Here is a 26327-nt window from a genome sequence, read left to right as displayed (position 1 = left end):
CAGCTCCCCCTCTACGGCACGAGCAAATACGGTTTCAATTTCTGCAACGTTTTTTCGCCAATTCCGGTCACCTTTAACAAATCTTCCACCCGCTGAAACGGTCCGTGTTCCTCCCGATAGGCGACAATCGCTTCCGCTTTCGCCCGCCCGATGCCCGGCAGCTGCATGATCTCCTCGGCGGTCGCCGTATTAATGGCCACTTGCGGGCTGTCCCCCTCCGTTTTCGACGCGGCGTCCGCCGCTTCCAGCGCCGGGGCGGCCTCGCCTTTTTTCGGCACATAAATCATCATTTCATCGCGCACTTTCGCCGCCAAGTTCACCCGGGTATCATCAGCTTCTGCCGTCAAACCGCCAGCCAAAGCAACGACATCACGGACGCGGGCATCCGCCGCCACCTCGTACACCCCAGGTTTCTCGACCTCCCCTTTGATATCGACAATCGCGGTCGATGGCGGGGCGGATGTTTTCACCGCCGGTTCCCCAGCATCCGTTTCTTCCGCCGCCGGCGGCAGCACCAGCGGCTCTTGTTCGGCCGGGGAGCGGCTGAACAGCCATGCCCCTGCCGCAACGGCAAACAGCACAAGCGCTCCCATCTTCCATCGCATTTTGACAGCGTCCCACATACGTCCCATCCTTTCCTGCTTCTAGTCATAAAATCAGCCTTTGCGGCATACATATCGAAAAAGAGTACCGGCGAACATGAACCGGGAGGGGGGAACTGCACGTGAACATTGGCTTTATCGGCACGGGGAATATGGGCACCATTTTGATCGAGGCGTTCCTTGACTCCGGCGCCGTCAAAGAAGAAGAGCTGATCATCACCAACCGTACGCTGGCCAAAGCGTTCGATATACAAAAAACTCATCCGGGCATCACCGTCGCCCGCGATGCACCTGAAACGGTCAAACAAGCTGCCATCATCTTTTTATGCGTTAAACCGCTCGAGATGGTTCCGTTGTTGCAGCAGCTGGCGCCATACTGGACCGACGAGCATTGCCTCGTGTCGATCACAAGCCCGATCACCGTCGAACAACTTGAAGCTGTTGTCCCTTGCCAAGTCGTGCGCGCCATTCCGAGCATCACGAACCGGGCGCTGTCCGGCAGCATCCTCGTCACGTTTGGGTCGCGATGTTCGGCCTCCTGCCGGCAAACGATCAACGACCTTCTCCGCCGCATCGCATCGCCGATATGCATTGACGAAGCCATCACCCGCGTCGCTTCGGACATTTCGAGCTGCGGCCCGGCGTTTTTCAGCTATTTGCTGCAGCGCTTCATCGACGCCGCGACGGCCAAAACGGCCATCACGAAAGAACAGGCGACGATGTTGGCGACCGATATGATCATCGGCTTAGGGGAATTGCTGAAGCGAAACTTGTACACACTCCCGACGCTGCAGGAAAAAGTATGTGTCAAAGGCGGGATTACTGGAGAAGGCATCGCCGTCCTCGAGCAGCGGCTCGACGGCGTTTTTGAAGCGGTGCTGGCCAAAACGCATGAGAAGTTTAAAGAAGATGTGAAGAAGGTGAGGCAGCAGTTTCCTTGATAGGTTTTTATTCGACAAGCAACAGCGAAAGTCCTGCTTCGTTCGACAAAAAATAGACCCCAGCTTGTACGGCTGGGGTTTTCATATTTACGGATATTTCGTCGGGTTCCATCGTTGTTCAACTTTTTAGGTATGCCTGTTTTTGTTTGTTCGTTTCGATCCTCACCCAGCTATTGAATAGGGTACAAGCTCTCTTATTAAGCTTGATTGACGCTACATTCATTTCAATCCTCATCCAACTATTCATCCGGATGCAACACGACACAGAACTTCTCCCCGTATTATATGTTTCAACCAAAATATTATAATATGATTTCCCGCCATGCGCCTCTCACCGCTTCCGCGCCACAAAAAACCACCGTTCAGACGTCTCGGCCGGGGGTTCATCGGTGAAGTCGGCCGTCACTTCGAGAACGTCGAAACCGGCGTCATCAAGCCATTGTTCATAAGCTGTGCGCTCGAATGTACGTTGTTCGTGCCATTCGTCGTGGCGCTCATAAAAGGCGCCGCGGCGGACGAAAAACGTCAGTTCGTGCCCGACGCTGTGCGGCCAGTCAAGCGGATGGCACGTCCAAATGTAGCTGAGGTCATCCCCTTGGTCGGCGAAGACGGCATCGCGGAACAAGACGTCCATTTTGTAAACCGAGTGGACGTCAAACAGCAGCAGCCCACCGGGGCCAAGCGCGCGGGAGACGGCGGCGAACGTCCGCTGCACGTCCTCTTCATCCGTCAAATAGTTGAGCGCATCGCAAAAAATGAAGGCGCCATCAAGGTCGGAAAACCCGTCAAGCTCTGCCATGTTTTGCTCGAAAAACGGCACGTTGACGCCGGCTGCCTCCGCTTTCGCCTGAGCAATGGCGAGCATATGCTCAGAGAGATCGACGCCGGCTGCTTGCCATCCGGCCTTGGCGAGGCGGATGGCAAGCTCGCCCGTCCCACAGCCGATGTCGACGACCCGCCGTCCCGGCCGTTTGGCGTATTGGGCAAATGTCCGCTCAGCAAATGATTGCCACGCGTCATACGGCGCTTCCGTCATCAGCGCGTCATACCAATCGGCAAAGCGGCCGTACGTCATGGCTGCAGCACAGCGGCAACATCTTCTGTCGGAGCGTCTCCCCAAAGCCGCTCGAGATTGTAATAGTCGCGCTCATCTTTCGCAAACACGTGGGCGACGATATCGCCGAGGTCTACAAGCACCCATTTCGCCTCCTGGAATCCTTCGATCCGCCTAACCGGCAGTCCGTGCTCTTCAGCCTGGTCTTGAATTTCGTGGGCGATCGCCTGCACTTGTTTATCCGAGTTGCCATGGCAAATGACAAAATAATCGGCAACGGGCGAAATACCTTTCATGTTGAGCACGACAATGTTTTCCGCCTTTTTATCATCCGCCGCACGGACGACAAGCTGCAATACCTCTTGTTCGGTCACCGTTCCATTTCCCCCTTCACCTCGCGTACAAGCGAATTGTACATATGAATCGTGTCCGGATAAATCAGTTGGCGCTTCCCGAGCAAAAATGTGATCGTATTTTGCACCGCTTGCAACAGGGCGCGGTTGAGATCTTCCTCGGCAAGGCGCCTTACTTCCTCGACGCCGGGAAACTTCCGCCCCGGTTCGATATAGTCAGCCAAATAAATTGTTTTCTCAAGCAACGTCATCCCGGCTCTTCCAGACGTATGATAGCGAATGGCATCGAGCACATCCGGATCGTCAATGCCGGCTTCCGTTTGCACTAAATAGGCGCCGACGGGCGCATGCCACAATTCACTGTTGTACGCCAACAAGTCGTTGGGCATATTGTGCGCCAAAATGAGCTGTTTCATTTCGTCGACCGGTCGGAATTTCGCATAGTCATGGAAAATAGCGGCCAACTCCGCTTTTTTGACATCGGCGCCATACCGCTTGGCAAGCTTAACGGCCGTTTCGACAACGCCAAGCGTATGCTCGTAACGCTGCTCCGTCAGCTGCCGTTTCACAATCAGCAACGCCTGTTCTCGCTCCATATAACCCCTTCTCCTCAATATAAAGTCTGACGCCTTCCGGCACGAGGTAACGGATCGTCTGACCGTTTTGCACCCGCTTGCGAATGAGTGAGGAAGAGACGGCAAATTGCGGCGCCTCCACCTCGATGACTGGGTATGGCGTCTCCATGGAATAACCGGGGCGTTTCACCCCGACAAAGGTCACGAGCTCAATAAGTTCATCGATGCGATGCCAGTTCGGCAAATATTCGACCATATCCGCGCCGATAATGAAATAAAACTCGTCATCCGGGTGCATCGCAACAAGCTGGCGAATCGTGTCGTACGTATAGGAAGGCCCTTCCCGCTCAAGCTCGATCGTCTCAATATGAAAGCGCGGATGGCCGGCCACGGCCAACTCCAGCATGCGGAGCCGATCCTCGCTTTTCGTCACTTGTTCGTACTGCTTATGGGGAGGAATGCGGTTGGGCAGAAACCAAATTTGTGACAACTGAAGGGCATCGAGCACTTCATTCGCCATAATCAAATGGCCGTAATGAGGCGGATCGAACGTTCCGCCGAAAATCCCGACTTTTCCCATCTTCCTTCCCCCCGCCGTTTTGCCTTGGCCGTGTTGCCGTCAGTCAGGCAAAACGATTTGTTTATGTTCTTTCGACTCTTTGTATAAGACGATCGTATTGCCGATCACTTGCACGAGTTCGGCCTCCGTCCCGGCCGCCAGCTGCTGGGCGACGGTGTAGCGGTCTTCTTCACAGTTTTGCAAAACACTCACTTTTAACAGTTCTCGCGCCTCGAGCGCCGCGGCAATTTGTTTCGTCATCTCTTCGGTGACGCCGCCTTTGCCGACTTGAAAAATCGGCTTGACATGATGGGCTTGGGCCCGCAAAAACCGTTTTTGCTTTCCCGTTAACATATGTTACCTCCTCAATTGTGCGGTGACAAGCTGTTTCATCCGTTTGACATCCGGCCATTGACCGGTCCATTTTTCAAACGCAAGCGCCCCTTGGTACACAAGCATGCCGACACCGTTTTGCACGCGGGCGCCGCGCGCTTTCGCTTCCTTCAGCCACTTCGTTTCGAGCGGGTTGTAAATGATATCCGATACGATCGTCCCCGGCCGCAGCCCTTCAAGGGAAAGCGGCTGTTCGTCCTCCTTCGGATGCATGCCGACCGAGGTTGTATTGATCATAATATCATATTCCGCCACCCGCCGTTCGGCCTCAGCCAGCGAGAAAAACGCCGACCGGCCTTCGCCTTCCCCGCTGCGGACGAGCTGTTCCGCTTTTTCGATCGTTCGGTTGGCGATGTCAATTCGTTCAGCGGCGGTGGAAAGAAGGGAAAAATAAATGCCGCGCGCACCGCCGCCGGCGCCGATGAGCAAAATCCGCTTGCCGTCAAGCGCCACTTCCATCTCCTCTTCGAGCGCCCGGACATAGCCGGGCCCGTCTGTATTGTAGCCGACAAGCCGGCCGTTTTCATTGACGATCGTATTCACTGCCCCGATGCGGCGCGCATGATCATCGATGTCATCCAAAAACGGAATGACTGCCATCTTATGCGGGATCGTTACATTGACCCCGGCAATGCCAAGCGCGCGCACGCCGGCAATGGCCTCGCCGACTTGCTCCCGTTTGACGGAAAATAAGTGATAGCGCGCCGGAATGCCCAGGCGGGCAAACGCATCGTTATGCATGAGCGGCGACAGCGAGTGTCCGACCGGAAAACCGATTAGCCCGTATACGCTTTCCATCCTTCTCCCCTCCCGTACGCATTAAATCAACGATTGGCGAATCAATACATCGACCCCTTTCGGAGCATGGACGACGAGCTGGGCGCCCGGGTCATTGCACGTCACCCACCCAAGCCCGGAAAAGACGACATCCGTTTTTCGCTCCTTGACGGACAACGATCGCGGCACAAGCGGCGGAAATTCCTCTGCATAGCGTTTGTTTGGCGGGGCGAGCAAGCCGCCGAGTTGATTGGTGTAAAGCGTATCTGCTTTCTCCAACTTTGTCCGGTGAATGGCCAGTTCATTCGCCATATAACAGACGAACGAGCGGCGTCCACCTTTGATGTAATCGAGGCGGGCCAAGCCGCCGAAAAAGAGCGTTTGTCCTTCATTAAGCTGGTAGACGCGCGGATGGATTTCCCGTTTCGGCGTAATCACTTTCAAATCGCGTGCATCGACAAAATGTGCCATTTGACGATGGTTGATGATTCCCGGCGTATCATAGAGCGACGCCCCGCCCTCGAGCGGGATTTCAATCATATCGAGCGTCGTTCCCGGGAAATACGATGTGGTAATGACGTTTCCTTTGCCGGTCGCCTCCTCCACGATCCGGTTAATAAACGTCGATTTGCCGACATTTGTGCAACCGACGACATACACATCGCCGCCGTCGCGGTAGCGGTCAATCGTCTCCATCACCTTTGCCATGCCGATCCCTTTCGCCGCGCTTACTAGGCAGACATCCACCGGACGCAGCCCGAGCTCTTCGGCCATGCGGCGCATCCACTGCAACAGCTTCGGATATTTGACCGATCTTGGCAATAAATCGGCCTTATTGCCGACAAGCAAAATCGGATTGTCAGCCGCAAACCGCGGCAACCCGGGAATAAAGCTTCCGTTAAAGTCAAAAATATCGACGATGTTGACGACAAGCGCCTTCGACTCCCCAATGCGATGCAGCATATGCAAAAAATCGCGGTCATCAAGCGGCACATCTTGCACTTCATTGTAATGTTTCAGGCGAAAGCAACGCTGGCAAATCACCTCTTCCGTTTCTTTTTCAAGCACGCTTTTCGGCGCATACCCTGCCTTTTTCGGGTCTTCAAACTGGATGGCCGCCCCGCAGCCGATGCAACGCAGTTGTGGCTCCACAATCATTCCTCCCAATAAATCATCCCTTTTTTCCGCATGGCACTTAAAATTTTCCGCTCTATTTTCCGGTTAAAGCGTGTCCATACCCCGTCCGTCTGGGCGATCGGAACGACTAAGATCGTATTTAATCCGACACGGTTGCCACCGAGCACATCGGTCAACAACTGATCGCCGATGACAACGACTTCTTCCTTTTTCAGCCCCATCATCTCCAACGCCTGCAAAAACGCGCGGGTCAGCGGTTTGCGCGCTTCGAAAATGAACGGGATGCCAAGCGGTTCGGCAAACGACTGCACGCGTCGTTTATTATTATTCGATACGATCACAACCTTAATGCCCGCCCGCTTGATCGCCTCAAACCAGGCGGCCAACTCAGGTGTCGCACCTGGCCGATCCCACTCAACAAGCGTATTGTCGAGATCGGTGATAATCCCTTTTACTCCTTTTTTCTTCAACTCGTCCGGCGCAATGTCAATGACGCGCTTCGTAAACTGGCTTGGTAAAAAATAGTGAAGCATATAAGTCACCTGCCTTTATCATCTGCTTTTCCCATCATAGCGGATTTGGCCGTTCGTTTCAAAACAAAGTTTGGCAGCCTCCTTGATCGAGAACAGTGGAACAAAAAGTTTTCGACAATTTTTGCGGTTCTCCGGTTTGTGGATAACTGTTACCCACATGATACACAAACGGATGACGATACTTCCACTATTTTATAAACATGTTTTCCACATGTTATCCACTATTTTCTGTGGATAACAGAACGGTTGTTCTATTTTGTAAATCATGGTACAGTGAAAGTAACCTACCATTATATGTATGGAATACTCGTTATATTCCATCGGAAAAGGAGGGCGTTCTCCGATGAAATATTTATCTGATGAGCTGTTGATCGAATCGTATTTTAAGGCGAAAGAGCTCAACTTAAGCCCGGAATTTATTGAACTGATCGAAAAGGAAATCCAGCGCCGGTCATTGACTCATAAAATTAAGCTGTCCTCATGAACGAAGGCCTTCGGGCTTTTTTTGTTTGTTTTAAAAAAAGCCCGGACCTAGCGCCAATAGCCGATCCGCTCGCCGACTTTCACCGGCATCGGCGCGGCAATGCGCGGGTCGGGCGCAAAGCTTCCCCGTTCAAACAGCAGCACAACCGTCGAGCCGAACGAAAAGTACGCCATTTCCTCCCCTTTTACCAACCGTTCCCCCTTATGGGTCAGCTCGATGCTGTTGACGAACATAGCGCCAATTTTTACGATTGCCATCCGCTTGCCGCCGGCTGTGACCTCTGTGATGAGGCGATAATTTTTTTCCAGCGGCCGCCGACCGTATTTTAAACCGAGACGATTAACAGGATACGATTTACGGCCGAGCGTCCACTGTTTTTCGATCACGCCAGATATTGGGCTGTGAATGCGGTGATAATGGCTCGGGCTCAAATACAGAATAAAAAAGAACCCGTTCACGTATGGTTGCGCGGCCTCAACGCTTCCAAGCATTTCCGCAATCGAATACGGTTTCCCTTTGACAATCATTTCACTGGTTTTTTGGATCGTTCCCATCTCCTCAATGACCGCATCAACCGGGCTGACAACCGCATGCTCGTCAGCATCAACCGGTCTGATTCCGGCTTTGAGTCGGCGGACGAACAGCTGCTGCAATGTTTTATAATTTTTTAAGCTTTTTTCCATTTCTTCTTGGTTAATATGATAAATTTTCGCATACGATGGTATCAATGGCGCGCTGAGGCGCGATCTGGCAAACGAAGCGAGCAGCTTCGAGGAAAGCGAGTGATTGGTCAACTCAATCAACAAACGATACAGCCATTTTCGCAAGCATGTTCCCTCCAGTTATGTAGCGTCGCCGGTTGTTACTACCTTCCATATTACCGCCAAAATGAGTATAATGGTAGTAGAATTTTCTTTTGGCGTTTTCTGTTGGAAAAGGAGTGGGGAGAGTTGTTCTTATCCGATTATTTAGATTATACGTTAAAAAAGTTAAAGGCAAACATGGCCAACATTTTGACGATGACAAACTTATCGCTCGGCGGTTTTTCTGTCTTGACTACGCTGAACGGCCAGCTTCACATGAGCGTGCTTCTCATTTTTTTAGCAGCGTTTGTCGACCGCTTTGACGGCGCAGTCGCCCGCAAACTGAACATCGAATCCGAACTCGGCAAGCAGCTTGACTCGATGAGCGACATTGTTTCTTTCGGCGTCGCGCCCGCCTTGTTGATGTACGAAGCTTTGTTCCGCGAATTCGGTGCGCCGGGAGCGGTGTTCACTATTTTGTATGTCGCCTGCGGCGCCTTCCGTCTCGCCCGCTTTAACATCACGGAGAACAACGGCTATTTCTCCGGGCTGCCGATCACGGCCGCCGGGGTGCTGATGACGTTAGGTTATTTGGCCATTCCGTACTTTCCGCCGCAGTCGTTTATGTTTTTGGCGCTGATTTTATCGTTTTTAATGGTCGGGACGTTTAAACTGAAAAAAGTATGACCAACGCCAGGCCGCCTCTTTCCAATGGCATATGGATCGGGCGGCTTTTTTGCGTCCGAAGTCACACCTTTTTCCCTTTTCAACCTTCTCTATTCAGTATATGATAAATATGGTTTCTTCATAAAACAAAAGCGGCATAGATCGTTTGCACGGAAAGAGCGGGGGGATCCAGTTGGACAAAACATCGATTATCGGTATGATTCTTGGTATTGTTGCCGTTGGACTTGGCATGTATTTTAAAGGCGTGTCGCCCGCTGTTTTAATCAATCCGGCCGCCCTCTTAATTATTCTTGTCGGGACAGCCGCGGCGGTTACGATTGCTTTTCCAACGAAAGAAATCAAAAAAGTGCCAAAGCTGTTAAAAATCATTTTTACCGAGCCGGCCACCCCGACGGTTGAGCAGCTCATCCCGCTGTTTGTCGACTGGGCAAACATCGCCCGCCGCGAAGGGCTGTTGGCGCTCGAGGCGAAGCTCGATGACATCGAGGATCCGTTTTTGCGCAACGGGCTGGGCATGGCGATCGACGGACAGACGCAAGAGTTCATCCGTGATGTGATGACGGAAGAAATTGCGGCCATGGAAGAACGGCACGAGGCGAACGCCGCCATTTTTGCACAGGCCGGCACGTACGCGCCGACGCTCGGGGTGCTTGGCGCTGTCATCGGCTTAATTGCCGCGCTTGGGAACATGGAAAATATCGCTGAGCTCGGCGAAGCGATCAGCGCCGCGTTTGTCGCGACACTGCTCGGGATTTTCACCGGCTACGTGCTTTGGCATCCATTCGCCAACAAATTGCGGCGAAAATCAAAAGAAGAAGCGAAAGTGCGCTACATCATGATTGAAGGAGTGCTGTCCATTTTGGAAGGACAAGCCCCGCGGATGATCGAGCAAAAACTCGCTTCCTACTTGCCGGAAAGCGAGCGTCATCAAGTGCTGGCACAAGGGGAAACGGTCAATGGCTAAGAAAAAGAAACACTCGCATGATGAGCACATGAGCGAATCTTGGCTTATTCCGTACGCCGATTTGCTGACACTGCTGCTTGCTCTGTTCATCGTCTTATTTTCAAGCAGCCAAATTGATCAAAAAAAGTTTCAACAAATCGCGCACGCCTTTAGCACCGCCTTTGCCGGCGGCACGGGCGTCCTCGATTTTCAAAGCCCGGTGGAGCCAATCACCCCGCCGGCCCAAGATGAAGAAGGGCGGCAATCGGAAAGGGAGCCCTCTCCGGTTGTAAGCGAACAAGAAAGAAAAGAGCTCGGGCAAGTGAAAGAAAAAATCGACGCTTATATCCGCCAAAACAAGCTTGACGGAAAGCTGCAAACTTCTTTGACTGACGAAGGGCTGGCCATCACGATTTTGGACGACATTTTATTCGATTCCGGCAGCGCGGAAGTGCGCATGAAAGACCGGCACTCGGCAGAAGAAATTGCCGCTTTGCTTGTCATGAATCCGCCGCGCAACGTGATCATCAGCGGCCATACGGACAACGTGCCGATCCATAACGAACAGTTTGCCTCTAACTGGGAACTTAGCGTCATGCGTGCCGTCAACTTTATGAAAGTGTTGCTTGAAAACAAACAGCTTGACCCACGCTATTTCAGCGCGAAAGGCTACGGCGAATACAAGCCGATCGCTTCGAACGCGACCGCCGCCGGCCGGATGAAAAACCGGCGCGTCGAAATTTTAATTTTGCCGCGCACCGAGATCAGCCGTTCACAATCGCCCGCCCAATAAAAGACCGCCAGCCGTCAAGGCGGTCTTTTTACTTTCCGCCGGCCGCAGCTTGTCCGTTGTCCTCCGCTACGCCCCCATGTCCTTTTTTAAGTTTCCTTTCCCTCGATCACTTCTAGTCGGAAGCAAGCCGGCTTTCCACCGGCTTGTTCATAGTTTAACTGTCCATTTAATGACCCCTGCTTTTACGAGTGTCTCAACTAAAATCACAATAGCCGGACCGACAAACAGCCCGATAAAGCCAAGCAGCTGAAAGCCAAGATAGACGCTGACGAGCGCTGCAAGCGGAGAAATGCCTAAATTCGTCGAAAACACTTTCGGCTCAATGATCCGGCGCACGACGGTGATGACGACAAACAACACGATCAGTCCGATGCCGAGTGTATTGTCGCCGTTGGCGATGCTAATAATGCCCCACGGAACGAGCACCGAGCCGGTTCCTAAAATGGGCAAAATGTCGACGACGACAATCACGAGCGCCATCAAAGCGGCATAGTCGATGCCCAATAATAGAAGACCGGCAAGAGCAAGGAAAAACGTAATTAAGCTGAACAAAAACTGTGCTTTTATAAACCCGACCCCCGCCTTGCTCAACTGGGCGATGACCATTCCGAGCCGCTGGCGGGTGCGCTCGGACAAATAGCGGCTTATGGCTTGCTTCAACCGCGGCAAGTCGAGCGAAATGAGAAACAAAGCAATCAAATAAACTAAAAAATGGATAAAAAATGCCGGAATGGCAGCAATATAATGGACAAGCGACTGCGTCAAATTCGTCGCAAACGATAACAGCATTTGCTGAACCGTATTGACGCTGCGTTCCACCGAATCAATAATTTCCTGCGGAATCGAGCTAGAATACGACTGCCACGTTTGGATGAAATGATCGAGCACTTTCGTCGTTTCGCTTAACACGTAAGGAAGCTTTTGCGAAAGCGCCATCACTTGCTGAACCAAAATAACGATTAAAAAGTAAAGTGAAAATCCGACGATAACTAAAAATAACGAAAAAATGGCCGTCACGGCGTGCGCGCGCTTCAGCCGGTAATTCTCTTGCAAGCGGCGAATAGACGGTTCTAACAGAAGCGCGGTGGCGAGCGCCAGCAGAAGCGGCACGCTGTACGGCAGAAGCCATAACGCGATGGCGAGCAACAGCGCGATGATAATCCAACGTTTCACGTTCGTCCCTCATTTAATCAAGATTTGGCGAAATGATGTTCCACTATAAATATAGCGGACGGGCTACAGGACGGCAACTGTTTTTGCGCATAAAGCGAAACAGCGGCCGGTCGTTCAGCCGCTGTTTTCGGTCAGGCGCTTTGCCGCAACTCCGCCATATATTGTTTTCCCTGCTCTTCGTTATATTGTCCTTCCCATTTCGACATGACGACGGCCGCAAGCGCGTTGCCGATTACGTTCACAGCCGTGCGCGCCATATCTAAAATGCGGTCAATCCCGGCGATAAACGCCAGCCCTTCGACCGGAATGCCGACCGTGCCAAGCGTCGCCAATAAGACGACGAACGAAACGCCCGGAACACCCGCAATTCCTTTCGAGGTGACCATCAGGACGAGCACGAGCGAAATTTGCTGTGAAAGCGGCATGTCGATGCCGTACAACTGGGCGATAAAGACGGCGGCCAATGCCTGATACAGCGTCGAGCCGTCCAAGTTAAACGAATAGCCCGTCGGAACGACAAACGACGTAATGGCTTTCGGGCACCCGAATCTCTCCATTTTTTCGATGATTTTTGGCAGCACCGTTTCAGAGCTCGATGTGCTATATGCCAACACTAATTCATCTTTTAAGATTTTAATAATATGAAAAATATTTATGCCCACCAATCTGGCCACGCCGCCGAGCACAACTAGCACAAAAAAAGCCATGACCGCGTAAACGAGCACGACGAGCTTGCTGAGCGGGAGGAGCGAAGCGACGCCAAACTTCGATACCGTCACACCGATGAGGGCGAAGACGCCAAACGGCGCGAACTTCATCACTTGGTTGGTGACGTAAAACATCGCCTCGGCAGTGCCTTGGAAAAAGCGAAGCACCGGTTTTCCTTTTTCACCGATCGCCGCTACCCCTAATCCAAACATGACCGAAAAGAAAATGATCGGCAGCATATTGCCGGTCGACAACGCTTCAAACACGTTTTTCGGCACGATGTTAACGAATGTTTCCACCATCGAGTGGTGCTGCACTTCGTTCGTCGTATCAATGTATGATTGAATATCGGTTTTCTCCAGCGACTTCATATTGACGCCCGCACCCGGCTGGAATACGTTCGCTGCCAAGAGGCCGACGACAATCGCAATCGTTGTGATAATCTCAAAATAAATAATCGTTTTGCCGCCCAGTTTCCCGAGCTTTTTCACATCGCCGACGTTGGCGACGCCAACAATTAAGCTCGAGACAACAATCGGAATGACGATCATCTTAATTAAACGGAGAAAAATGTCCCCGATCGGTTGCAAATATGCCGCTACTTTAGGATTCCCATAAAAAAGAGCCCCGACGACAATCCCGAGGATAAGGCCGATAAAAATTTGCCAAGCTAGTCCAATTTTCTTCACCTTTTTCGCCTCCTTTAGACAAATTTAGACAAAAACCGACAAAATTATTTTACTTTTAAAAATAAAACTTGTCAATGTCTTTCTCTAAATCCGCTTCGTTAAGCAACACTAAAGGTGGATTTTTCTTTTTTAAAATAGTTTTAATTTTCATTTTTGTTGCATAAAAATTAGGGAAACCTTACTAGGCCGGTTTCCCTAATCTTGACCTTCTAGCCTCCTTTATGGCCGGCGCTTTTCTTTTTCCTGCCGGTAAAACTCGTGGAACATTTTCATTAATGCCCGCTTTTCGATGCGCGAGACGTAGCTTCTTGAGATGCCGAGCTCTTTGGCGATTTCACGTTGCGTTTTCTCGCGCTGCCGGCCGAGGCCAAACCGGTTGACGATCACTTCTTTTTCCCGCTCGTCAAGCACACTGATGTATCGTTTCACTTGCTCAAGTTCCATGTTGAGCTGAATTTCATCGACGATATCCTGCCCCTCCGATTTTAAAATATCGAGCAGACTAATTTCATTTCCTTCCTTATCTTGACCGATCGGTTCATGGAGGGAAACATCTTTGCGCGTTTTTTTCAGCGAACGTAAATGCATGAGAATCTCGTTTTCAATGCAGCGGGCCGCATATGTCGCCAGTTTTGTCCCTTTGCCGGGTGAATAGCTTTCAATCGCTTTAATCAACCCAATCGTGCCGATGGAAATTAAATCTTCTACTTCCTCTCCTGTATTTTCAAATTTTTTTACAATATGGGCGACAAGGCGCAAGTTATGTTCGATGAGCCGATTGCGGGCTTGTTCATCGCCTTTGGCCATCAATTCCAAATATTTTTCCTCTTCTTTAGGGCTTAACGGCTGGGGAAATGCATTGTTTTTAATGTATGAGACGAGAAACGTCAGCTCTTTCAATAAAAAGGCAAACGCTGAAAAAATGTCGGACACGCTCTCACCCCCGCCTGCTTTCGTCGGCGGAAACCGCCTATCGTTATGTATATGCGGGGAGGATGTTGTCCGTGTCTGGACAAAAAAATTTAGCCGGCCCCTCCAAAAGGAGCCGGCTGCAGGCAACCATACCGCCCGCGTTAATCAGCAAAAACAAACATCCCTTGTGCAGCCCGCCTGCTGTTCCCCTCCCAGACGGGGCCGCTGCGCTTCCGTTACACTCCCGCTTCGGCGCTCACTTCCGCAGCGACAACGAGCGCGATCGACGCGGTAATGACGACTGCCATGACGATAGCAAACATCCCCGTTCCCTCCTTGGCCTCCTAGTTTATTTTTATTTTACCAAAGAAGTACGGAAGCGCTTCTGCCACATTTTGAACAATTCTTGAAATTCGACCGCCAACAGGGACGCGCAAAGCATGGATCCCCTTCAGCCTCAGTCAAGTCGAACCATCCGTCCGTTCCAGCCACATCATAAGCCATACTCGCGCAATTGACATGGATCTTCTCCCCTTTCATCCTCATTGATTAAAACAATCGTTGATGGAAAGAACATTTGCGGTCAAGCAGCTCTTCCTCGGCCGCCCGTGCGAACGGCTCTTCTTCGCTGTTCCTTTGCCGCGGCTTTCTCCGCTCAATGGTGATCGTAATAAAAAACAAATGGATCGTCATGCCCGCTCACCTCCTTTCTATGCAAAAAGCCGCAGAAGGAAGGGTTTCTGCGGCTAAGTACACAAAAAGGCCGCAGAAAGCGAGACTACCCCCCCTTCTGCGGCCCGATCGCTGCTTTTCATCATCGTGCACGTTTATTTCCGGTCGGCGGAAGGTCGAATAGCCAAGTAATGGAATGTATTCATTGATTCTGTCCATACCATCATTGTCATTGTCTTCGACCTCCCCTTGGAAATGACGTTACGAAGGTAATTATATCCAAAAATATCCTTGTTGTAAACCTTTTTTAGAGAAAATTTTTCCTCCCTTTGAACGCTAACGTGGTGAAACAAAAAGCCCGCCTTTTGAATCAAAAGGCAGGCTGCTACTATTTTAACGAGTTCTCCTCTTCTTCAAGCCGGCGGGCGTAAGCGGCGGAACGCTGCGAACAATACAAGGCAGCGGCAAAACAGCCGCCAACTGCCAGCAAAGCAACTGGTTTTTTTGCCGCCTCAAGCGCCCCCGGGATGATCGTACCTAAATAGAAAAACGCACCAAGCGCAAACAAGACGAGGCTGTATGTCTTAAAGTCGCCTGCCTTCGCGCGCCAGTCGTTTCGTTGCTCCTTGTTCATCGCCGATCCCTCCTCCTTCCCACTGTACCATAACAAGAAGGGGAGAAGGGAGCGGCAATTTCAGCCAAGCGCCTGCGCCAAATCGTCAAGCAGATCGTTGACGTCTTCGAGGCCGACCGATAGACGGATGAGCCCATCCGTAATGCCGAGCTGTTCGCGCCGCTCTTTCGGAATCGAGGCGTGCGTCATTTTCCCCGGCAGCGAAATTAAGCTTTCAACCGCTCCTAAGCTTTCAGCAAGCGTAAAATAGCGGACGCGGGAAAGCACCGTTTCCGCCCGTTCAAGGCTGCCGACGTCAAACGAAATCATACCGCCAAATCCGCGCATTTGTCGTTTGGCCAACTCGTGGTTCGGGTGCTCCGGAAGCCCGGGGTAATAGACGCGGGTGACCGCCGGATGTTCTGACAAAAAGGCGGCAATGGCGCGCGCATTTTGTTCATGTTCTTCCATTCGTACGCCGAGCGTTTTCATCCCGCGCATGAGCAACCACGAGTCTTGCGGGCCGAGCACGCCGCCGGTCGAGTTTTGCACGAAATGGAGCCGTTCAGCGAGTTCCGCGGTGCGGACGACAGCCAGTCCGGCGACGACATCGCTATGGCCGCCTAAATATTTCGTCGCACTATGGATGACGATATCCGCACCAAGTTCAAGCGGCGTTTGAAAATACGGCGTCGAAAACGTGTTATCAACAATGGTCAAAAGACCGCGCGCCCGGGCAACGGCGGCCGCCGCCTGCAAATCGGTGATTTTCAAAAGCGGATTCGTCGGCGTTTCAACGTAAATCGCCTTCGTGTTCGGGCGAATATGCGCTTCAATGTTAGCGATATCGCTTGTGTCGACGAACGTTGCCTCGAGCCCGAACCGGTTCAGCACGTTCGCCATCACGCGGTACGTGCCGCCGTAGACGTCATCGGTCAGCACGATATGGTCGCCGCTTTGAAACAGCATCATGACAGCCGTAATGGCGGCCATCCCGGAAGCGAATGCAAATCCGGCTTCACCGCCTTCAAGGTCGGCAATGAGCTTTTCGAGCGCCGCGCGCGTCGGATTGCCGGTGCGCGAGTATTCAAACCCTTTATGTTTGCCGACTTCCTCTTGTTTGTACGTGCTCACTTGATAAATCGGAACGGACACCGCCCCGGTGTGCGGGTCGCCTGGGATGCCGCCATGGATGAGCATCGTCTTCCGTCTCATGAGGATCCTCCACCTTCGTAAATGTTTTTGCTTAAATACCGCTCGCTCCCGTCGGGGAAAATAACGACAATGTTCGTCCCGGGCTTCGCTTTTTCCGCCTCGAGCAAAGCGGCATGAAACGCAGCGCCGGACGAGCTGCCGACAAGCATCCCCTCTTGCCTCGCCAGTTCCCTGACACGGCGGAAAGCATCATCGTCGGCAATCGTATAAATGGCATCAAAATAATCCGAATCCATAAACGGCGGCAAAAACTCCATGCCGATCCCTTCAGTCCGGTGCGGCCCCGGCTCGCCGCCGCCTAAAATCGAGCCTTCCGGTTCGACGATCACCGTTTTGATGGCTGGATTTTTTTCCTTTAGAAACATCGCCGTCCCCATAAACGTGCCGCCGGAACCGGCGCCGGCGACGAAAACGTCGATCTGCCCACCTAAATCATCCCACAGCTCCGGCCCGAGCGTTTTGTAATACGTCCTTGGGTTGGCCGGGTTTTGAAACTGCTGCGGGCAGTACGCGCCCGGAATCGTGCGGGCGAGCTCTTCAGCTTTGCGAATCGCCCCTTCCATTCCTTCCTCGGTCGGCGTATGGACGATTTGCGCTCCGAGCGCTTTCATCAGCTGTTGCTTTTCAATGCTGAATTTTTCCGGCACACAAAAGATGACGTTCACATTTTTGCCGATCGCCGCTAATGCCAAACCGATGCCAGTGTTGCCGGCCGTCGGTTCGATGATCGTGCCGCCTTCTTTCAATTTTCCCGATTCGAATGCTTCGCGCAGCAGCTCCTGCCCAAGCCGGTCTTTGATGCTTCCGCCTGGATTGAAGTACTCCAGCTTTGCGAACAGGCGGATACCATCCGGCAAGGAAAAACGTGTAATCTCAACAACCGGCGTATGGCCGATCAGCTCATGAATGTTTTTGGCTACCCGCATCGTCGGTCACTCCATTCTTCACATCCATTTGGCGGCGGAACGGCGGCGTCTTTACGTTTCTCGCTGTTTAGCCTTGTTTGTGCACCACGGCCAACATCGACAACACAAGCTCAGCCGAATGTTTTGCCGCCGTCTCTAAAAACTGTTCAAATGAGATATTCGACTCCTCGCCGGCAATATCGGACAGCGCCCGAATCACCACAAACGGCGTCCCAAACTGCACGCACACTTGAGCGATGGCCGCCGCCTCCATTTCGACGGCGCACAGCTCCGGAAATTGGCCGCGCACAAATTCGACGCGTTTCGGATCATTCATAAATGAATCGCCGGTCGCAATCAAGCCGGTGGCCGCCTGAAGGCCGTCGAGCTGCGTTGCCGCCTGTTTCGCCGCCTGAACGAGGGCCTCGTCAGCACGGTAGCGCGCCGGCAGACCGGGCACCTGCCCGTACGCATAGCCGAACGCCGTCACATCGACATCATGATGGACGACCTCATCGGAAATGACGAGATCGCCGACGCGCAGCGACGGCAAAAACCCGCCGGCCGAGCCGGTGTTGATGACGAAATCGGGTCGGAATCGGTCAAGCAACAGCGTTGTGCCCATCGCCGCGTTCACTTTGCCGATGCCGGACTTGAGCAGCACCGCTTCGATGCTGCCAAGGCGTCCAGTAGAAAATTCGCATCCGGCGATCACCACCTCTTCACGCCCTTCCATACGTGCGCGCAAAATGGCTACTTCTTCTTCCATTGCTCCAATAATGGCTGCTTTCATCGTTCTCCCTCTTTCTATGTCGTTTGTTTTACCGCCTCCATCACCCAGACGAACGCGTTTTGCTGCACAAAGAAGACGGAAAAGCCATGGTTGGCAAACAATGACGCCAATACGTCAAGCGTCGTATAATATTCGCGCTCGAGATCGTCGGCCAAATCGTGGAAACCGCGCGCCCGGGCGGCTTCGACAGCTTGGCGGAACGCTTCTTTGTCGCGAAACGCCGTATCGGCAAACACTATTTTACCACCCGGGTTAAGCAGTTGGCTATATTTGGCGATCGCCTTGTCTTTTTCCGCGTCGGTCAAATGGTGGAACGCATACGTGCTGGCCACCGTGTCGATCGGTTCGGGCGGCAGTGGAAATTGCAAAAAATCACCGTCCATGATGACCGCCTGCCCGCCGAGCTTTTTCACCGCCTTTTTCCGCATCGGCGCTGATGGCTCAATTCCATACACTGTTTTGCCGCGCTCGAGCAGCTTTTTCGTCAAATTGCCGGTGCCGACGCCAAACTCAAGCACCACCCGGCCGGATTTGTCAGCGACCGTGCTTAAAATACGGTCATAACCGGCAAACACGTCCCGGTATTGTTCATCATAGCCCTCGACCGATTGATCGTACGATTCCGCCCATTGCTCGAACAAATCGAGAAATTCCCTGCCCATATAGTCATACACCTCGTAAAGTTTATAATTCCTATAAACATAGTATGCTTTGAATAATCATCTGTTCCCAATGTAGCATAACTTTTCCCGCTGTTCAACGATCATGCCTGCCGCTGCTTGTATTGTTCCCCATCATGCCGCTGACTGCACACCGGTGGATGACAGCGGGAAAATTTGCTACACTGGCGTTGAAAGGAGGCGAAACGATGGTCAACATTTCCCTTGATTTAATCGAAGACAAAGTGGAATTTTTTGAAGCGGATGATTTACGGACGCTCGAAAAAAACATTAACGAGCAAATCGAACATAATAAAGCGCTGCTGCTTTCCGTCCACCATGTGTCGCACCAAATGCATGTCATGGAAAACGGGAAACGGTTTTACAGTGCGGTCGTCCATTTCAAAGCAAAAAAATAACAGGTGCCCATACCGCTTTCGGGCACCTGCCTTGCGTCACACCTAAATGTCCCTCTTCCGTTCTCCCGCCGGGCGGGGCCATATACCTTCCAAACCTGTTACGGCTTTTGCTTCAGCTTTTGCACTTTTGTCGGCTTCCAACCTTCATTCGTCACCCATTCAATATACACTTTGTAATGGGCGGTTTGATCATTCGTGGAAATCGTGGCGACCGCTTTATTCGGTCCGTTGTTGCCGATGAACCAAACGATCATCTCTTCCGGGGCAATGCCGGTCGCATAACTGACGGCATCAAGCATTTCCTTCCAATCCACCGAATCTTTTTTAAACACCGTTTCGTGCGGCTCTGATTGCGTCGTGCCAACCGGCTGCCATGCCGGGTTAACGATTTCTTTTTCAATGTTCGACCCCGGCGGGCCCGGCGTTTCCGTCACCTCGGCTTCTTCTTTCTCGCCGGCGGAAGCCGCATCATCCTCTTGCGGAGTCTCCTCCGCTTCGGCCGGTGCGGCCGTTTCCACTTCCACCTGTTTCGCGCTGTTGGCTGATCCGGTTGTTTTGACCCGGGAATCGGCCTCCTCACGGCTTGGCTGGCCGCCAAACAGCAAATTCCAAGCAACAACGAGAATGAGCAGCACAACAATGGCAATCGCCCCGTTCAGCCAGCGGTTGACTTTCCGCCGCTTGGCGCGGGCGGCAAAGCGCGTTCCTGTTTGCGGCACAGTCTCCTCCCCCTTTTCGGCAATTTTCCTGTTGAAAAAAAACGGGTTCTCTATATTGGTTCGTCATCCCCGCTCATTTTTGTCGCGGTCATACGCGTAAAGCGCCTCGACGGCGGCGGCAAACACATCGTTCGTCACGGCGAGCCCGCCCGGACGGTCAAGCTCAACGACGACAAGGGCGTATTTTGGGCGGTCAGCCGGGAAATAGCCGGCAAACCATTTATTAATCAGTTCGCTGCCGCCGTCCGTTTTCCCTGTCTCCGCCGTTCCCGATTTGCCGGCGACCGCATACGGCAGCGAGCGGAAGCGGCGCCCGGTTCCCTCTTTCTCCATGACGACGCTGCGCAAAAGCCGTCGCAGCTGCTGCACCGTTTCCGGCGCAAGCGGTTCCTTATCTGTCGCCGGTTCACGCGAAAAGGAAAATAGTGTCGTGCCGTTTTTATAGAGCACTTTATCGACGGCCCGCACTTTAAAGGCTGGGCCACCGCGGGCGATCGTCGCCATCATGTTGGCGACGCCAAGCGGCGAGACGCGCACATCTTTTTGCCCGATCGCCGTTTGCGCCACAGCGAGCGGCACTCGTTTGTCGCGTCGGTCATGCCAAATCGTTCCTTTTCGCTCTTCCGGAAACTGGCGGAACTCGTCCTCATGGTAAACTGCCCCCTCCCAACCGGCTGTCGGATACAACCCGAGTTTTTCGGCATACGTCTCAAATGCGTCTGAATCGCGTTTAATCAACTCTTTGCCGAGGGTGGCGAAAGCGTTGTTGCAGCTGACGGCAAAACTATCAACGAAGTCGAGCGTGCCGTAATCGTGCTCCTCATCGCGGGTCACGCCATCAATTTTTTTGCTGCAATCAAACGTCGTCCCGAACGAGGCAAGCCCTTTGTCAAGCGCCGCTGCAGCGATCACCGTCTTAAAGATGGAGCCGGGAATTTGCGGCAGCACCATTTGATTTTCCGCCCCACGGTTTTTGTATGGATCGCGTGGGTCCATATTCGGGCGGCTGACCATGGCCAGCACGCTGTTGGCGTCCACATCGAGCAGGACGAGCCCGCCTTTTTTCAACCCGTACCGGTCAACGATTTGCTCCATTTCTTGCTGGATATCACGGTCGAGCGTCGTTTGGACGGTCACCGGATAAAACGGATTGCCCGGGTCGCTATATTTGACATCAAGCCCAAACAGCGGCCGTCCTTCGGCATCTACATGGTAAAGCAGCTTCGTCTCGCCGTCGGCGAGCAAAAATTCGTCAAACGCCTTCTCGAGTCCTTGAATGCCGGCTTCCGCCTGCGGCGGGAGCGGCCGTTTCGGGTAGCGCGCGCGCAAGAGCTCCCGATCCGGGCGGGTAAAACCTAGCACATGCGGGGCGTACACCGTCTCGAGCGAATATTGTTTATTGACGGCAAAGACGCCCGGGATGCGCAAATCGTTAATTTGTTTCATCTGATTGGCGCTTAAAGCGAGCGGCTCGCCGCCTTGCTCTAAAACGAACGGACCTTCCGCCCGCTCGAGCTGACGGCGGATGTCTTCTTCGGCAACCCCTACGATGCGGGCGACTTGTTCAATCGGCCATTTCATCGTACTTAAAAATGGGAATAACACAAGCGACGGCACATACCGCTTGGTAAGCGGCTTGCCGTTTCGGTCGACGAACGACCCGCGTCCATCATCGATCATCAATTCTTGCGTGCGTTGGGCAACGCTCTCGGCAATTAAATTATGATTGGCAAACGACTCGGTGTCAATGAGCTGAAGCTGTGCCAACCGTCCGACGAGCAGCAGCAAACCAACTTGAATGAGCGCCAGCATGGCGATCGTCCGTTTTTTCCACATAAAGAAAACACCTCATCACCAGTTTCGACGAGGTGTTTTCATTTGAAACGTACCAAAGGCGGCGATTTTTCTGTTGGCGTCGCCGATTTTCAGGGCGCTTATTTGACTGCAACAATTTTCACCAGCATTTCCCCACCCGGCGTTTGTACGGTCACCTCATCGCCGACACGGCGGCCGATGAGCGATTTGGCGATTGGCGAATCGTTGGAAATTTTCCCTTCAAACGGATCGGCCTCCGCGCTGCCGACGATCGTATACGTCTCTTCCTCGCCGTCCGGAAGCTCAATGAACGTCACCGATTTGCCAAGCGAGACGACGTCCGGATTTTCTTTGTCTTCTTCAATGATGACCGCGTTGCGAATCATGTTTTCGAGCGTTTGAATGCGCGATTCGACAAACGCCTGCTCATCTTTTGCCGCATCGTATTCCGAGTTTTCCGATAAATCCCCGAACCCCCGTGCAATTTTAATGCGTTCGACAACTTCCTTCCGTTTCACGGTTTTTAAATACTCAAGTTCTTGTTCCAGTTTCTCTTTTCCCTCTTTCGTCATCGGGTATTGCTTTTCATTCGCCATTTGTCTCACTCCTCTATGTTCTTCATTATGTAAAACGTACGAACAGAAAAACAACTGTTCGTACGCTTACTTGTTATATAATATATTGTTTTGTCTCTGTTATGTTATTATAAAACCGATTTTTGTTCAAGGACTGTGCGAATTTTTGCTACCATTAAGTCAATGGCGACGACGTTTTGCCCTCCTTCCGGGATGATGACATCCGCGTAACGTTTTGTCGGTTCGACAAACTGGTTGTGCATCGGCCGGACAACGGATAAATACTGGTCGATAACAGAGTCAAACGTACGGCCGCGCTCTTTAATATCACGGATGAGGCGGCGGATGATGCGAATGTCTGGGTCGGTGTCGACATACACCTTGATGTCCATCAAATTGCGGAGCCGCTCGTCCTCGAGGACAAGGATGCCTTCCAAAATAATGACCTCTTTCGGCTCAACGCGGATGACTTGACTCGAACGAGTGTGAAGCGTATAGTCATACACCGGCTTGTCGACCGGCTCGTAGCGAAGGAGCTTATGGACGTGCTCGATCAACAGGTCGTTGTCAAACGCCAACGGGTGGTCGTAATTTGTCTTCAACCGCTCCGCAAACGGAAGATGGCTTTGGTCTTTGTAATAAAAGTCTTGCTCTAAGACAAGAATCGAACGGTCGCCGAAATGATCGTAAATCGCGCGGGCGACGCTCGTCTTCCCCGAACCGGAGCCGCCGGCAACGCCGATGACAACGGGCTTTTTCGCCATCTTAATTCTCCTTTCTCATCATGTTGTATGGGAAGAGAGGACGCTTGACTTTGAACTTGACAATTTGCAGCGGATGGCGCGCTGCATCGAGTTCATGGCCATTTTCATCCCAAATTTTTTCAATCACTTGGGTAAAGTTTTCAATTTCCGGGCCAAAAAATTCGACTTCATCGCCCGGTTTAAAATGGTTGCGCTGCTGGACGGTGGCGATGCCCGTCTTCCGGTCGTAGTCAAGCACCAAGCCGGCAAACTCATGCGTCGTTTTTCGGCTGTGCGTACCATACATATGGTTCGTATAGTCCGGGAAGCCTTCAAAAAACGATGAAGCGGTTTCGCGGTTGGCGCATTTGTCGAGCTCCCGCACCCACTCTTCATGAATGGTGAAATGGTCGGGGTCCGCACAGTAAGCATCAATGACCTTCCGGTACACGCTCACGACCGTCGCCACGTAATGGATCGATTTCATCCGCCCTTCAATTTTCAAGCTGTCGACACCGAGCTCAATCATGGCCGGAATGGCACGGATCAAGTTCAAATCTTTCGCGCTCATGGCAAATGGGGCGTCGCCTTCAGCAAACAGCGGGATTTCCCGTCCGTCAGCCAGCTGGTACAAGTCATAGTCCCAGCGGCATGACTGGCAGCACCCGCCGCGGTTCGAGTCGCGCGCTGTCATATGGTTGCTCAATACACAGCGGCCGGAGTAGGCGGAACACATCGCCCCGTGGATGAACGCCTCGATTTCAATATCAACCTTCTCCTTGATTTGCCGAATTTCCTCGGCGCTCACTTCGCGGGCGAGCACAACCCGCTCGAGCCCTTCCTCTTTCCAAAACTGGACCGCTTTCCAGTTCGAAAGCGACTGCTGCGTGCTTAAATGCACTTCGAGCTTTGGCGCCACCCGGCGCGCGGTCTCGATAATGAGCGGATCGGCGACGATAATGCCATGGACGCCGGCATCCTCGAGCGCCCGCAAATAATCGTCAACGCCCGGAATATTTTCATTATGGGCATAAATGTTGGCGGTGACGTACACTTTTGCTCCGTACCGGTTGGCAAATTCAACCCCTTCGCGAATTTCCTCGACCGTAAAGTTGTCAGCGTTGGCTCGTAAACTGTATTCCTGCCCGCCGATAAAGACGGCGTCCGCGCCGTAATGAACGGCGATTTTCAGCTTTTCTAGGTTGCCGGCCGGCGCGAGCAATTCCGGCTTTTTCACAATAACGCGTTTGCCGTCAACGATTTCGGAAATGCGGTCGTTTTTTAGCAGCATTTGTTTTCCCTCCTTTTCAATAAATCGTTTCTTTAAAGAAAAATCCGGTATCAAGGCGGCGGTGCGGCGGCTGGAGCGCCTCAACGGCTGCAAGCAGCTCCTCTTTTTCCCGCTCATACTGCCCGCGGTCTTCGGCGCACATATCAATGGCGCGGCGGTACAGTTTCGTCACTTCCGTAATGTAGCGCGGTTCATGCAAAATGCCGTCGATTTTAAAACTGTCAATGCCGGCTTCGATCATGTCGCCGAGCTCGTCAATGATGCAAAGATCGTTCGGGCTCATAATGTGTGTGCCGTTCTCGTCTTCAAAAATCGGGTATTTATAGTCACGTTCCTTGTCGTACAGGAACAGCCCTTTCTCATGCTTTTTCCGCTCGATCTCCATCACGTTTCCTCGGTACTCAAAATAGTTGCCGATGAGCGAGCGCTTTGACTGATACATGCACGTCGCCCCATGCACTTGCACTTCAATCTCCACTTCAGCATGGGCTTTAATTTCCAAAATGGCGTCCATGTTCAACTCGCGGGCCAAGACGGCGCGTTTTGCCCCTTTTCGCCCCCAGTAGTTGCACGTATACCAGTTTGTCGCGGTCGTTTCCGTGCTCCAATGGAGCTTCATATGGGGAGCGGTTTCCCGGACCGTCAACAGCACGGCCGGATCGCCAAAGACGATGGCGTCGGCGCCTACGCTAGCGACAAAGGCGACGTAATCGGCGAGCTCGTCCACTTTTTCGTTATGAAAAATGGCGTTCATCGCTACATAAGCGTTCATGCCGTGCCGGTGAGCCGCCTCGACAGCCGCGGCGACATCGGCGCGGGAGAACTCTCCAGCGAGCCGCAAGCCATAGCGCTGTTCGCCGACCATCACAGCGTCCGCTCCCGCTTCAGCCAGTTCATGAATATGGGAAACGCTCGTCGGCGTGACGAGCAATTCCGGTTTTTTCATTCTCGTTCACCTCGTTTTTTCGATATAGCCAGCCCGTCGCCGACCGGGATGATGACCGTGTCGTAATCGTTCCGGGCCATAAGCCATTCGTTGTAGCGGCGGATTTTTTTGGCGATGTTCCAAAGCCGCTTATTGCCACCGGGCGCTTCAGCGGCGACGAGTCCTTTAAACAACACGTTGTCGCTAATGATGAGGCCGCCTTCGGCCAGAAGCGGCTCATAGAGTGTAAAAAAGCGCTCGTATTGCCCCTTGGCGGCATCGATAAAGAGCGCATCAAACGGCGCAACGGCGGCGACATCGGCCCCAACCGCGAGCGCATCGCCGAAAACCGCTTCGATTTGCCGCCCGGTATTCGTCTTTCCGATATAAAAACGGGCGCGTTCGTACCGCTCCCGGTCCCGTTCAATCGTCACAATGCGCGCCTCCGGCAGCGCTTTTGCCATCCGGATCGCCGAATAGCCGATCGCGGTGCCGATTTCCAAAATGCGGCGCGGTCTGGCGGTCTTCAACACGAACAGCAGCACTTCCATGCTCACCGGATCCATAATCGGCACGCGGTGTTCACGCGCGTACCGCTCCATTTCCGCGATATCCGGATCTGGCGCCGGGCGCAGCTGCTGCAAATAACGAACGACATCGTTCGGAAGCAAGGCGATTCCTCCCCGGCATCAACAAAGTGAAAAGCGCCTGCCTAGAGCCGAACTGCAGCCCAGAGGTTTGCGCTTCATCATCATGAAAAATAAGAGCCGCAAACGGACTCTTATCATGGATCTGTTCAACTTTATTTATACTACCATAAAACTGCGAAAAAGCGAAGCTGTTTGGCCCGTTTGGCCAACAACTTCC

At 52.7% G+C, this 26327-nt stretch carries 32 protein-coding genes; 6 read left to right on the top strand and 26 right to left on the bottom strand.

Annotated features, from left to right (window positions below; translation table 11 throughout):
• Window positions 1-11 precede the first annotated feature (11 nt).
• Window positions 12-623: a helix-hairpin-helix domain-containing protein gene (locus ACTVDO_RS01050; protein ID WP_020960647.1), complete on the bottom strand. Its 612-nt coding sequence runs from the start codon at window positions 621-623 to the stop codon at window positions 12-14.
• Between the two features lie 101 nt (window positions 624-724).
• Here ACTVDO_RS01050 and comER point away from each other — a divergent pair, with 101 nt between their 5' ends.
• Window positions 725-1543 carry a late competence protein ComER gene (gene comER / locus ACTVDO_RS01045; RefSeq protein ID WP_020960648.1) on the top strand — a complete coding sequence of 273 codons (819 nt, stop codon included), beginning with the start codon at window positions 725-727 and terminating at the stop codon, window positions 1541-1543.
• Between the two features lie 331 nt (window positions 1544-1874).
• Here the strand turns inward: comER and ACTVDO_RS01040 are convergent, their stop codons facing one another.
• From ACTVDO_RS01040 to ACTVDO_RS01005, 8 genes are read right to left on the bottom strand one after another with little or no spacing between them, the layout of a single operon-like run.
• Window positions 1875-2618 carry a class I SAM-dependent DNA methyltransferase gene (locus tag ACTVDO_RS01040; RefSeq protein ID WP_020960649.1) on the bottom strand — a complete coding sequence of 248 codons (744 nt, stop codon included), beginning with the start codon at window positions 2616-2618 and terminating at the stop codon, window positions 1875-1877.
• The gene (rsfS, locus tag ACTVDO_RS01035; protein ID WP_020960650.1) at window positions 2615-2971 is read right to left on the bottom strand and encodes a ribosome silencing factor; all 357 of its coding nucleotides are present in this window, start codon (window positions 2969-2971) and stop codon (window positions 2615-2617) included. Before rsfS ends, ACTVDO_RS01040 begins: the two co-directional genes overlap by 4 nt.
• Window positions 2968-3546, bottom strand: a complete 579-nt coding sequence (gene yqeK / locus ACTVDO_RS01030; RefSeq protein ID WP_020960651.1) for a bis(5'-nucleosyl)-tetraphosphatase (symmetrical) YqeK — start codon at window positions 3544-3546, stop codon at window positions 2968-2970. Before yqeK ends, rsfS begins: the two co-directional genes overlap by 4 nt.
• Window positions 3455-4105 carry a nicotinate-nucleotide adenylyltransferase gene (locus tag ACTVDO_RS01025; RefSeq protein ID WP_020960652.1) on the bottom strand — a complete coding sequence of 217 codons (651 nt, stop codon included), beginning with the start codon at window positions 4103-4105 and terminating at the stop codon, window positions 3455-3457. The genes yqeK and ACTVDO_RS01025 overlap by 92 nt, the downstream gene beginning before the upstream one ends.
• A gap of 39 nt (window positions 4106-4144) precedes the next feature.
• Window positions 4145-4438, bottom strand: a complete 294-nt coding sequence (yhbY, locus tag ACTVDO_RS01020) for a ribosome assembly RNA-binding protein YhbY (RefSeq protein WP_020960653.1) — start codon at window positions 4436-4438, stop codon at window positions 4145-4147.
• A 3-nt stretch (window positions 4439-4441) separates the two neighbouring features.
• Window positions 4442-5275 (bottom strand): shikimate dehydrogenase, encoded by an 834-nt coding sequence (gene aroE / locus ACTVDO_RS01015; protein ID WP_020960654.1) that lies wholly within the window; start codon window positions 5273-5275, stop codon window positions 4442-4444.
• Between the two features lie 21 nt (window positions 5276-5296).
• A complete protein-coding gene (yqeH, locus tag ACTVDO_RS01010) occupies window positions 5297-6406 on the bottom strand; it encodes a ribosome biogenesis GTPase YqeH (RefSeq protein WP_442900888.1) in 1110 nt (369 codons plus the stop codon).
• 2 nt (window positions 6407-6408) lie between these two features.
• Window positions 6409-6924: a YqeG family HAD IIIA-type phosphatase gene (locus tag ACTVDO_RS01005; RefSeq protein ID WP_020960656.1), complete on the bottom strand. Its 516-nt coding sequence runs from the start codon at window positions 6922-6924 to the stop codon at window positions 6409-6411.
• 343 nt (window positions 6925-7267) lie between these two features.
• Here ACTVDO_RS01005 and ACTVDO_RS01000 point away from each other — a divergent pair, with 343 nt between their 5' ends.
• On the top strand, window positions 7268-7408 hold the full coding sequence (locus ACTVDO_RS01000; protein ID WP_020960657.1) for a sporulation histidine kinase inhibitor Sda: 141 nt from the start codon (window positions 7268-7270) through the stop codon (window positions 7406-7408).
• A 47-nt stretch (window positions 7409-7455) separates the two neighbouring features.
• Here ACTVDO_RS01000 and ACTVDO_RS00995 read toward each other — a convergent pair whose 3' ends face one another.
• A complete protein-coding gene (locus ACTVDO_RS00995) occupies window positions 7456-8235 on the bottom strand; it encodes a phosphatidylserine decarboxylase (RefSeq protein ID WP_442900887.1) in 780 nt (259 codons plus the stop codon).
• A gap of 123 nt (window positions 8236-8358) precedes the next feature.
• On the opposite strand from ACTVDO_RS00995, the gene pssA reads away from it, so the two are divergent.
• The 3 genes from pssA (at window position 8359) to motB (ending at window position 10634) form a co-directional block, all read left to right on the top strand.
• Window positions 8359-8898 carry a CDP-diacylglycerol--serine O-phosphatidyltransferase gene (gene pssA / locus ACTVDO_RS00990; RefSeq protein ID WP_020960659.1) on the top strand — a complete coding sequence of 180 codons (540 nt, stop codon included), beginning with the start codon at window positions 8359-8361 and terminating at the stop codon, window positions 8896-8898.
• Between the two features lie 172 nt (window positions 8899-9070).
• Window positions 9071-9862 carry a flagellar motor stator protein MotA gene (gene motA, locus ACTVDO_RS00985; RefSeq protein ID WP_020960660.1) on the top strand — a complete coding sequence of 264 codons (792 nt, stop codon included), beginning with the start codon at window positions 9071-9073 and terminating at the stop codon, window positions 9860-9862.
• Window positions 9855-10634 (top strand): flagellar motor protein MotB, encoded by a 780-nt coding sequence (gene motB, locus ACTVDO_RS00980; RefSeq protein WP_442900886.1) that lies wholly within the window; start codon window positions 9855-9857, stop codon window positions 10632-10634. Before motA ends, motB begins: the two co-directional genes overlap by 8 nt.
• A 147-nt stretch (window positions 10635-10781) precedes the next feature.
• Here motB and ytvI read toward each other — a convergent pair whose 3' ends face one another.
• From ytvI to ACTVDO_RS00935, 9 genes are all read right to left on the bottom strand, one after another.
• On the bottom strand, window positions 10782-11807 hold the full coding sequence (gene ytvI / locus ACTVDO_RS00975; protein WP_442900885.1) for a sporulation integral membrane protein YtvI: 1026 nt from the start codon (window positions 11805-11807) through the stop codon (window positions 10782-10784).
• Between the two features lie 131 nt (window positions 11808-11938).
• Window positions 11939-13204: a glutamate/aspartate:proton symporter GltP gene (gltP, locus tag ACTVDO_RS00970; RefSeq protein ID WP_020960663.1), complete on the bottom strand. Its 1266-nt coding sequence runs from the start codon at window positions 13202-13204 to the stop codon at window positions 11939-11941.
• A 219-nt stretch (window positions 13205-13423) separates the two neighbouring features.
• Entirely contained in the window at window positions 13424-14137 is a 714-nt protein-coding gene (sigK, locus tag ACTVDO_RS00965; RefSeq protein WP_442900884.1) for an RNA polymerase sporulation sigma factor SigK, read from the bottom strand.
• Window positions 14138-14665: 528 nt separating this feature from the next.
• Window positions 14666-14809, bottom strand: coding sequence for a YrzI family small protein (locus tag ACTVDO_RS00960; protein ID WP_020960666.1), 144 nt, complete (start codon window positions 14807-14809; stop codon window positions 14666-14668).
• Between the two features lie 367 nt (window positions 14810-15176).
• On the bottom strand, window positions 15177-15422 hold the full coding sequence (locus ACTVDO_RS00955; RefSeq protein ID WP_020960668.1) for a YrhC family protein: 246 nt from the start codon (window positions 15420-15422) through the stop codon (window positions 15177-15179).
• A 60-nt stretch (window positions 15423-15482) separates the two neighbouring features.
• Window positions 15483-16616 carry a bifunctional cystathionine gamma-lyase/homocysteine desulfhydrase gene (locus ACTVDO_RS00950; protein ID WP_442900883.1) on the bottom strand — a complete coding sequence of 378 codons (1134 nt, stop codon included), beginning with the start codon at window positions 16614-16616 and terminating at the stop codon, window positions 15483-15485.
• Window positions 16613-17542: a PLP-dependent cysteine synthase family protein gene (locus ACTVDO_RS00945; RefSeq protein ID WP_442900882.1), complete on the bottom strand. Its 930-nt coding sequence runs from the start codon at window positions 17540-17542 to the stop codon at window positions 16613-16615. Before ACTVDO_RS00945 ends, ACTVDO_RS00950 begins: the two co-directional genes overlap by 4 nt.
• A gap of 67 nt (window positions 17543-17609) precedes the next feature.
• The gene (gene mtnN, locus ACTVDO_RS00940; RefSeq protein WP_020960671.1) at window positions 17610-18314 is read right to left on the bottom strand and encodes a 5'-methylthioadenosine/S-adenosylhomocysteine nucleosidase; all 705 of its coding nucleotides are present in this window, start codon (window positions 18312-18314) and stop codon (window positions 17610-17612) included.
• Between the two features lie 14 nt (window positions 18315-18328).
• Window positions 18329-18976, bottom strand: coding sequence for a class I SAM-dependent methyltransferase (locus ACTVDO_RS00935; RefSeq protein WP_020960672.1), 648 nt, complete (start codon window positions 18974-18976; stop codon window positions 18329-18331).
• A 206-nt stretch (window positions 18977-19182) separates the two neighbouring features.
• Between ACTVDO_RS00935 and ACTVDO_RS00930 the strand changes: the two genes are divergently transcribed.
• Window positions 19183-19392 carry a YrzA family protein gene (locus tag ACTVDO_RS00930; RefSeq protein WP_020960673.1) on the top strand — a complete coding sequence of 70 codons (210 nt, stop codon included), beginning with the start codon at window positions 19183-19185 and terminating at the stop codon, window positions 19390-19392.
• 98 nt (window positions 19393-19490) lie between these two features.
• Here the strand turns inward: ACTVDO_RS00930 and ACTVDO_RS00925 are convergent, their stop codons facing one another.
• From ACTVDO_RS00925 to ACTVDO_RS00895, 7 genes are all read right to left on the bottom strand, one after another.
• The gene (locus ACTVDO_RS00925) at window positions 19491-20111 is read right to left on the bottom strand and encodes a YrrS family protein (protein ID WP_020960674.1); all 621 of its coding nucleotides are present in this window, start codon (window positions 20109-20111) and stop codon (window positions 19491-19493) included.
• 63 nt (window positions 20112-20174) lie between these two features.
• Window positions 20175-21947, bottom strand: a complete 1773-nt coding sequence (locus ACTVDO_RS00920; protein ID WP_020960675.1) for a peptidoglycan D,D-transpeptidase FtsI family protein — start codon at window positions 21945-21947, stop codon at window positions 20175-20177.
• Window positions 21948-22045: 98 nt separating this feature from the next.
• Window positions 22046-22522: a transcription elongation factor GreA gene (gene greA / locus ACTVDO_RS00915; RefSeq protein ID WP_020960676.1), complete on the bottom strand. Its 477-nt coding sequence runs from the start codon at window positions 22520-22522 to the stop codon at window positions 22046-22048.
• Between the two features lie 107 nt (window positions 22523-22629).
• Window positions 22630-23265, bottom strand: coding sequence for a uridine kinase (gene udk, locus ACTVDO_RS00910; protein ID WP_020960677.1), 636 nt, complete (start codon window positions 23263-23265; stop codon window positions 22630-22632).
• A 1-nt stretch (window position 23266) separates the two neighbouring features.
• Window positions 23267-24535 carry a peptidase U32 family protein gene (locus ACTVDO_RS00905; protein WP_020960678.1) on the bottom strand — a complete coding sequence of 423 codons (1269 nt, stop codon included), beginning with the start codon at window positions 24533-24535 and terminating at the stop codon, window positions 23267-23269.
• A gap of 16 nt (window positions 24536-24551) precedes the next feature.
• Window positions 24552-25481 (bottom strand): peptidase U32 family protein, encoded by a 930-nt coding sequence (locus ACTVDO_RS00900; RefSeq protein WP_020960679.1) that lies wholly within the window; start codon window positions 25479-25481, stop codon window positions 24552-24554.
• Window positions 25478-26131, bottom strand: coding sequence for an O-methyltransferase (locus ACTVDO_RS00895; RefSeq protein WP_020960680.1), 654 nt, complete (start codon window positions 26129-26131; stop codon window positions 25478-25480). The genes ACTVDO_RS00900 and ACTVDO_RS00895 overlap by 4 nt, the downstream gene beginning before the upstream one ends.
• Window positions 26132-26327: the final 196 nt, after the last annotated feature.

This window comes from Geobacillus sp. BK01, assembly GCF_052220245.1.
GTDB lineage: Bacteria > Bacillota > Bacilli > Bacillales > Anoxybacillaceae > Geobacillus.
This window is presented reverse-complemented; position numbering and strand designations above follow the sequence as displayed.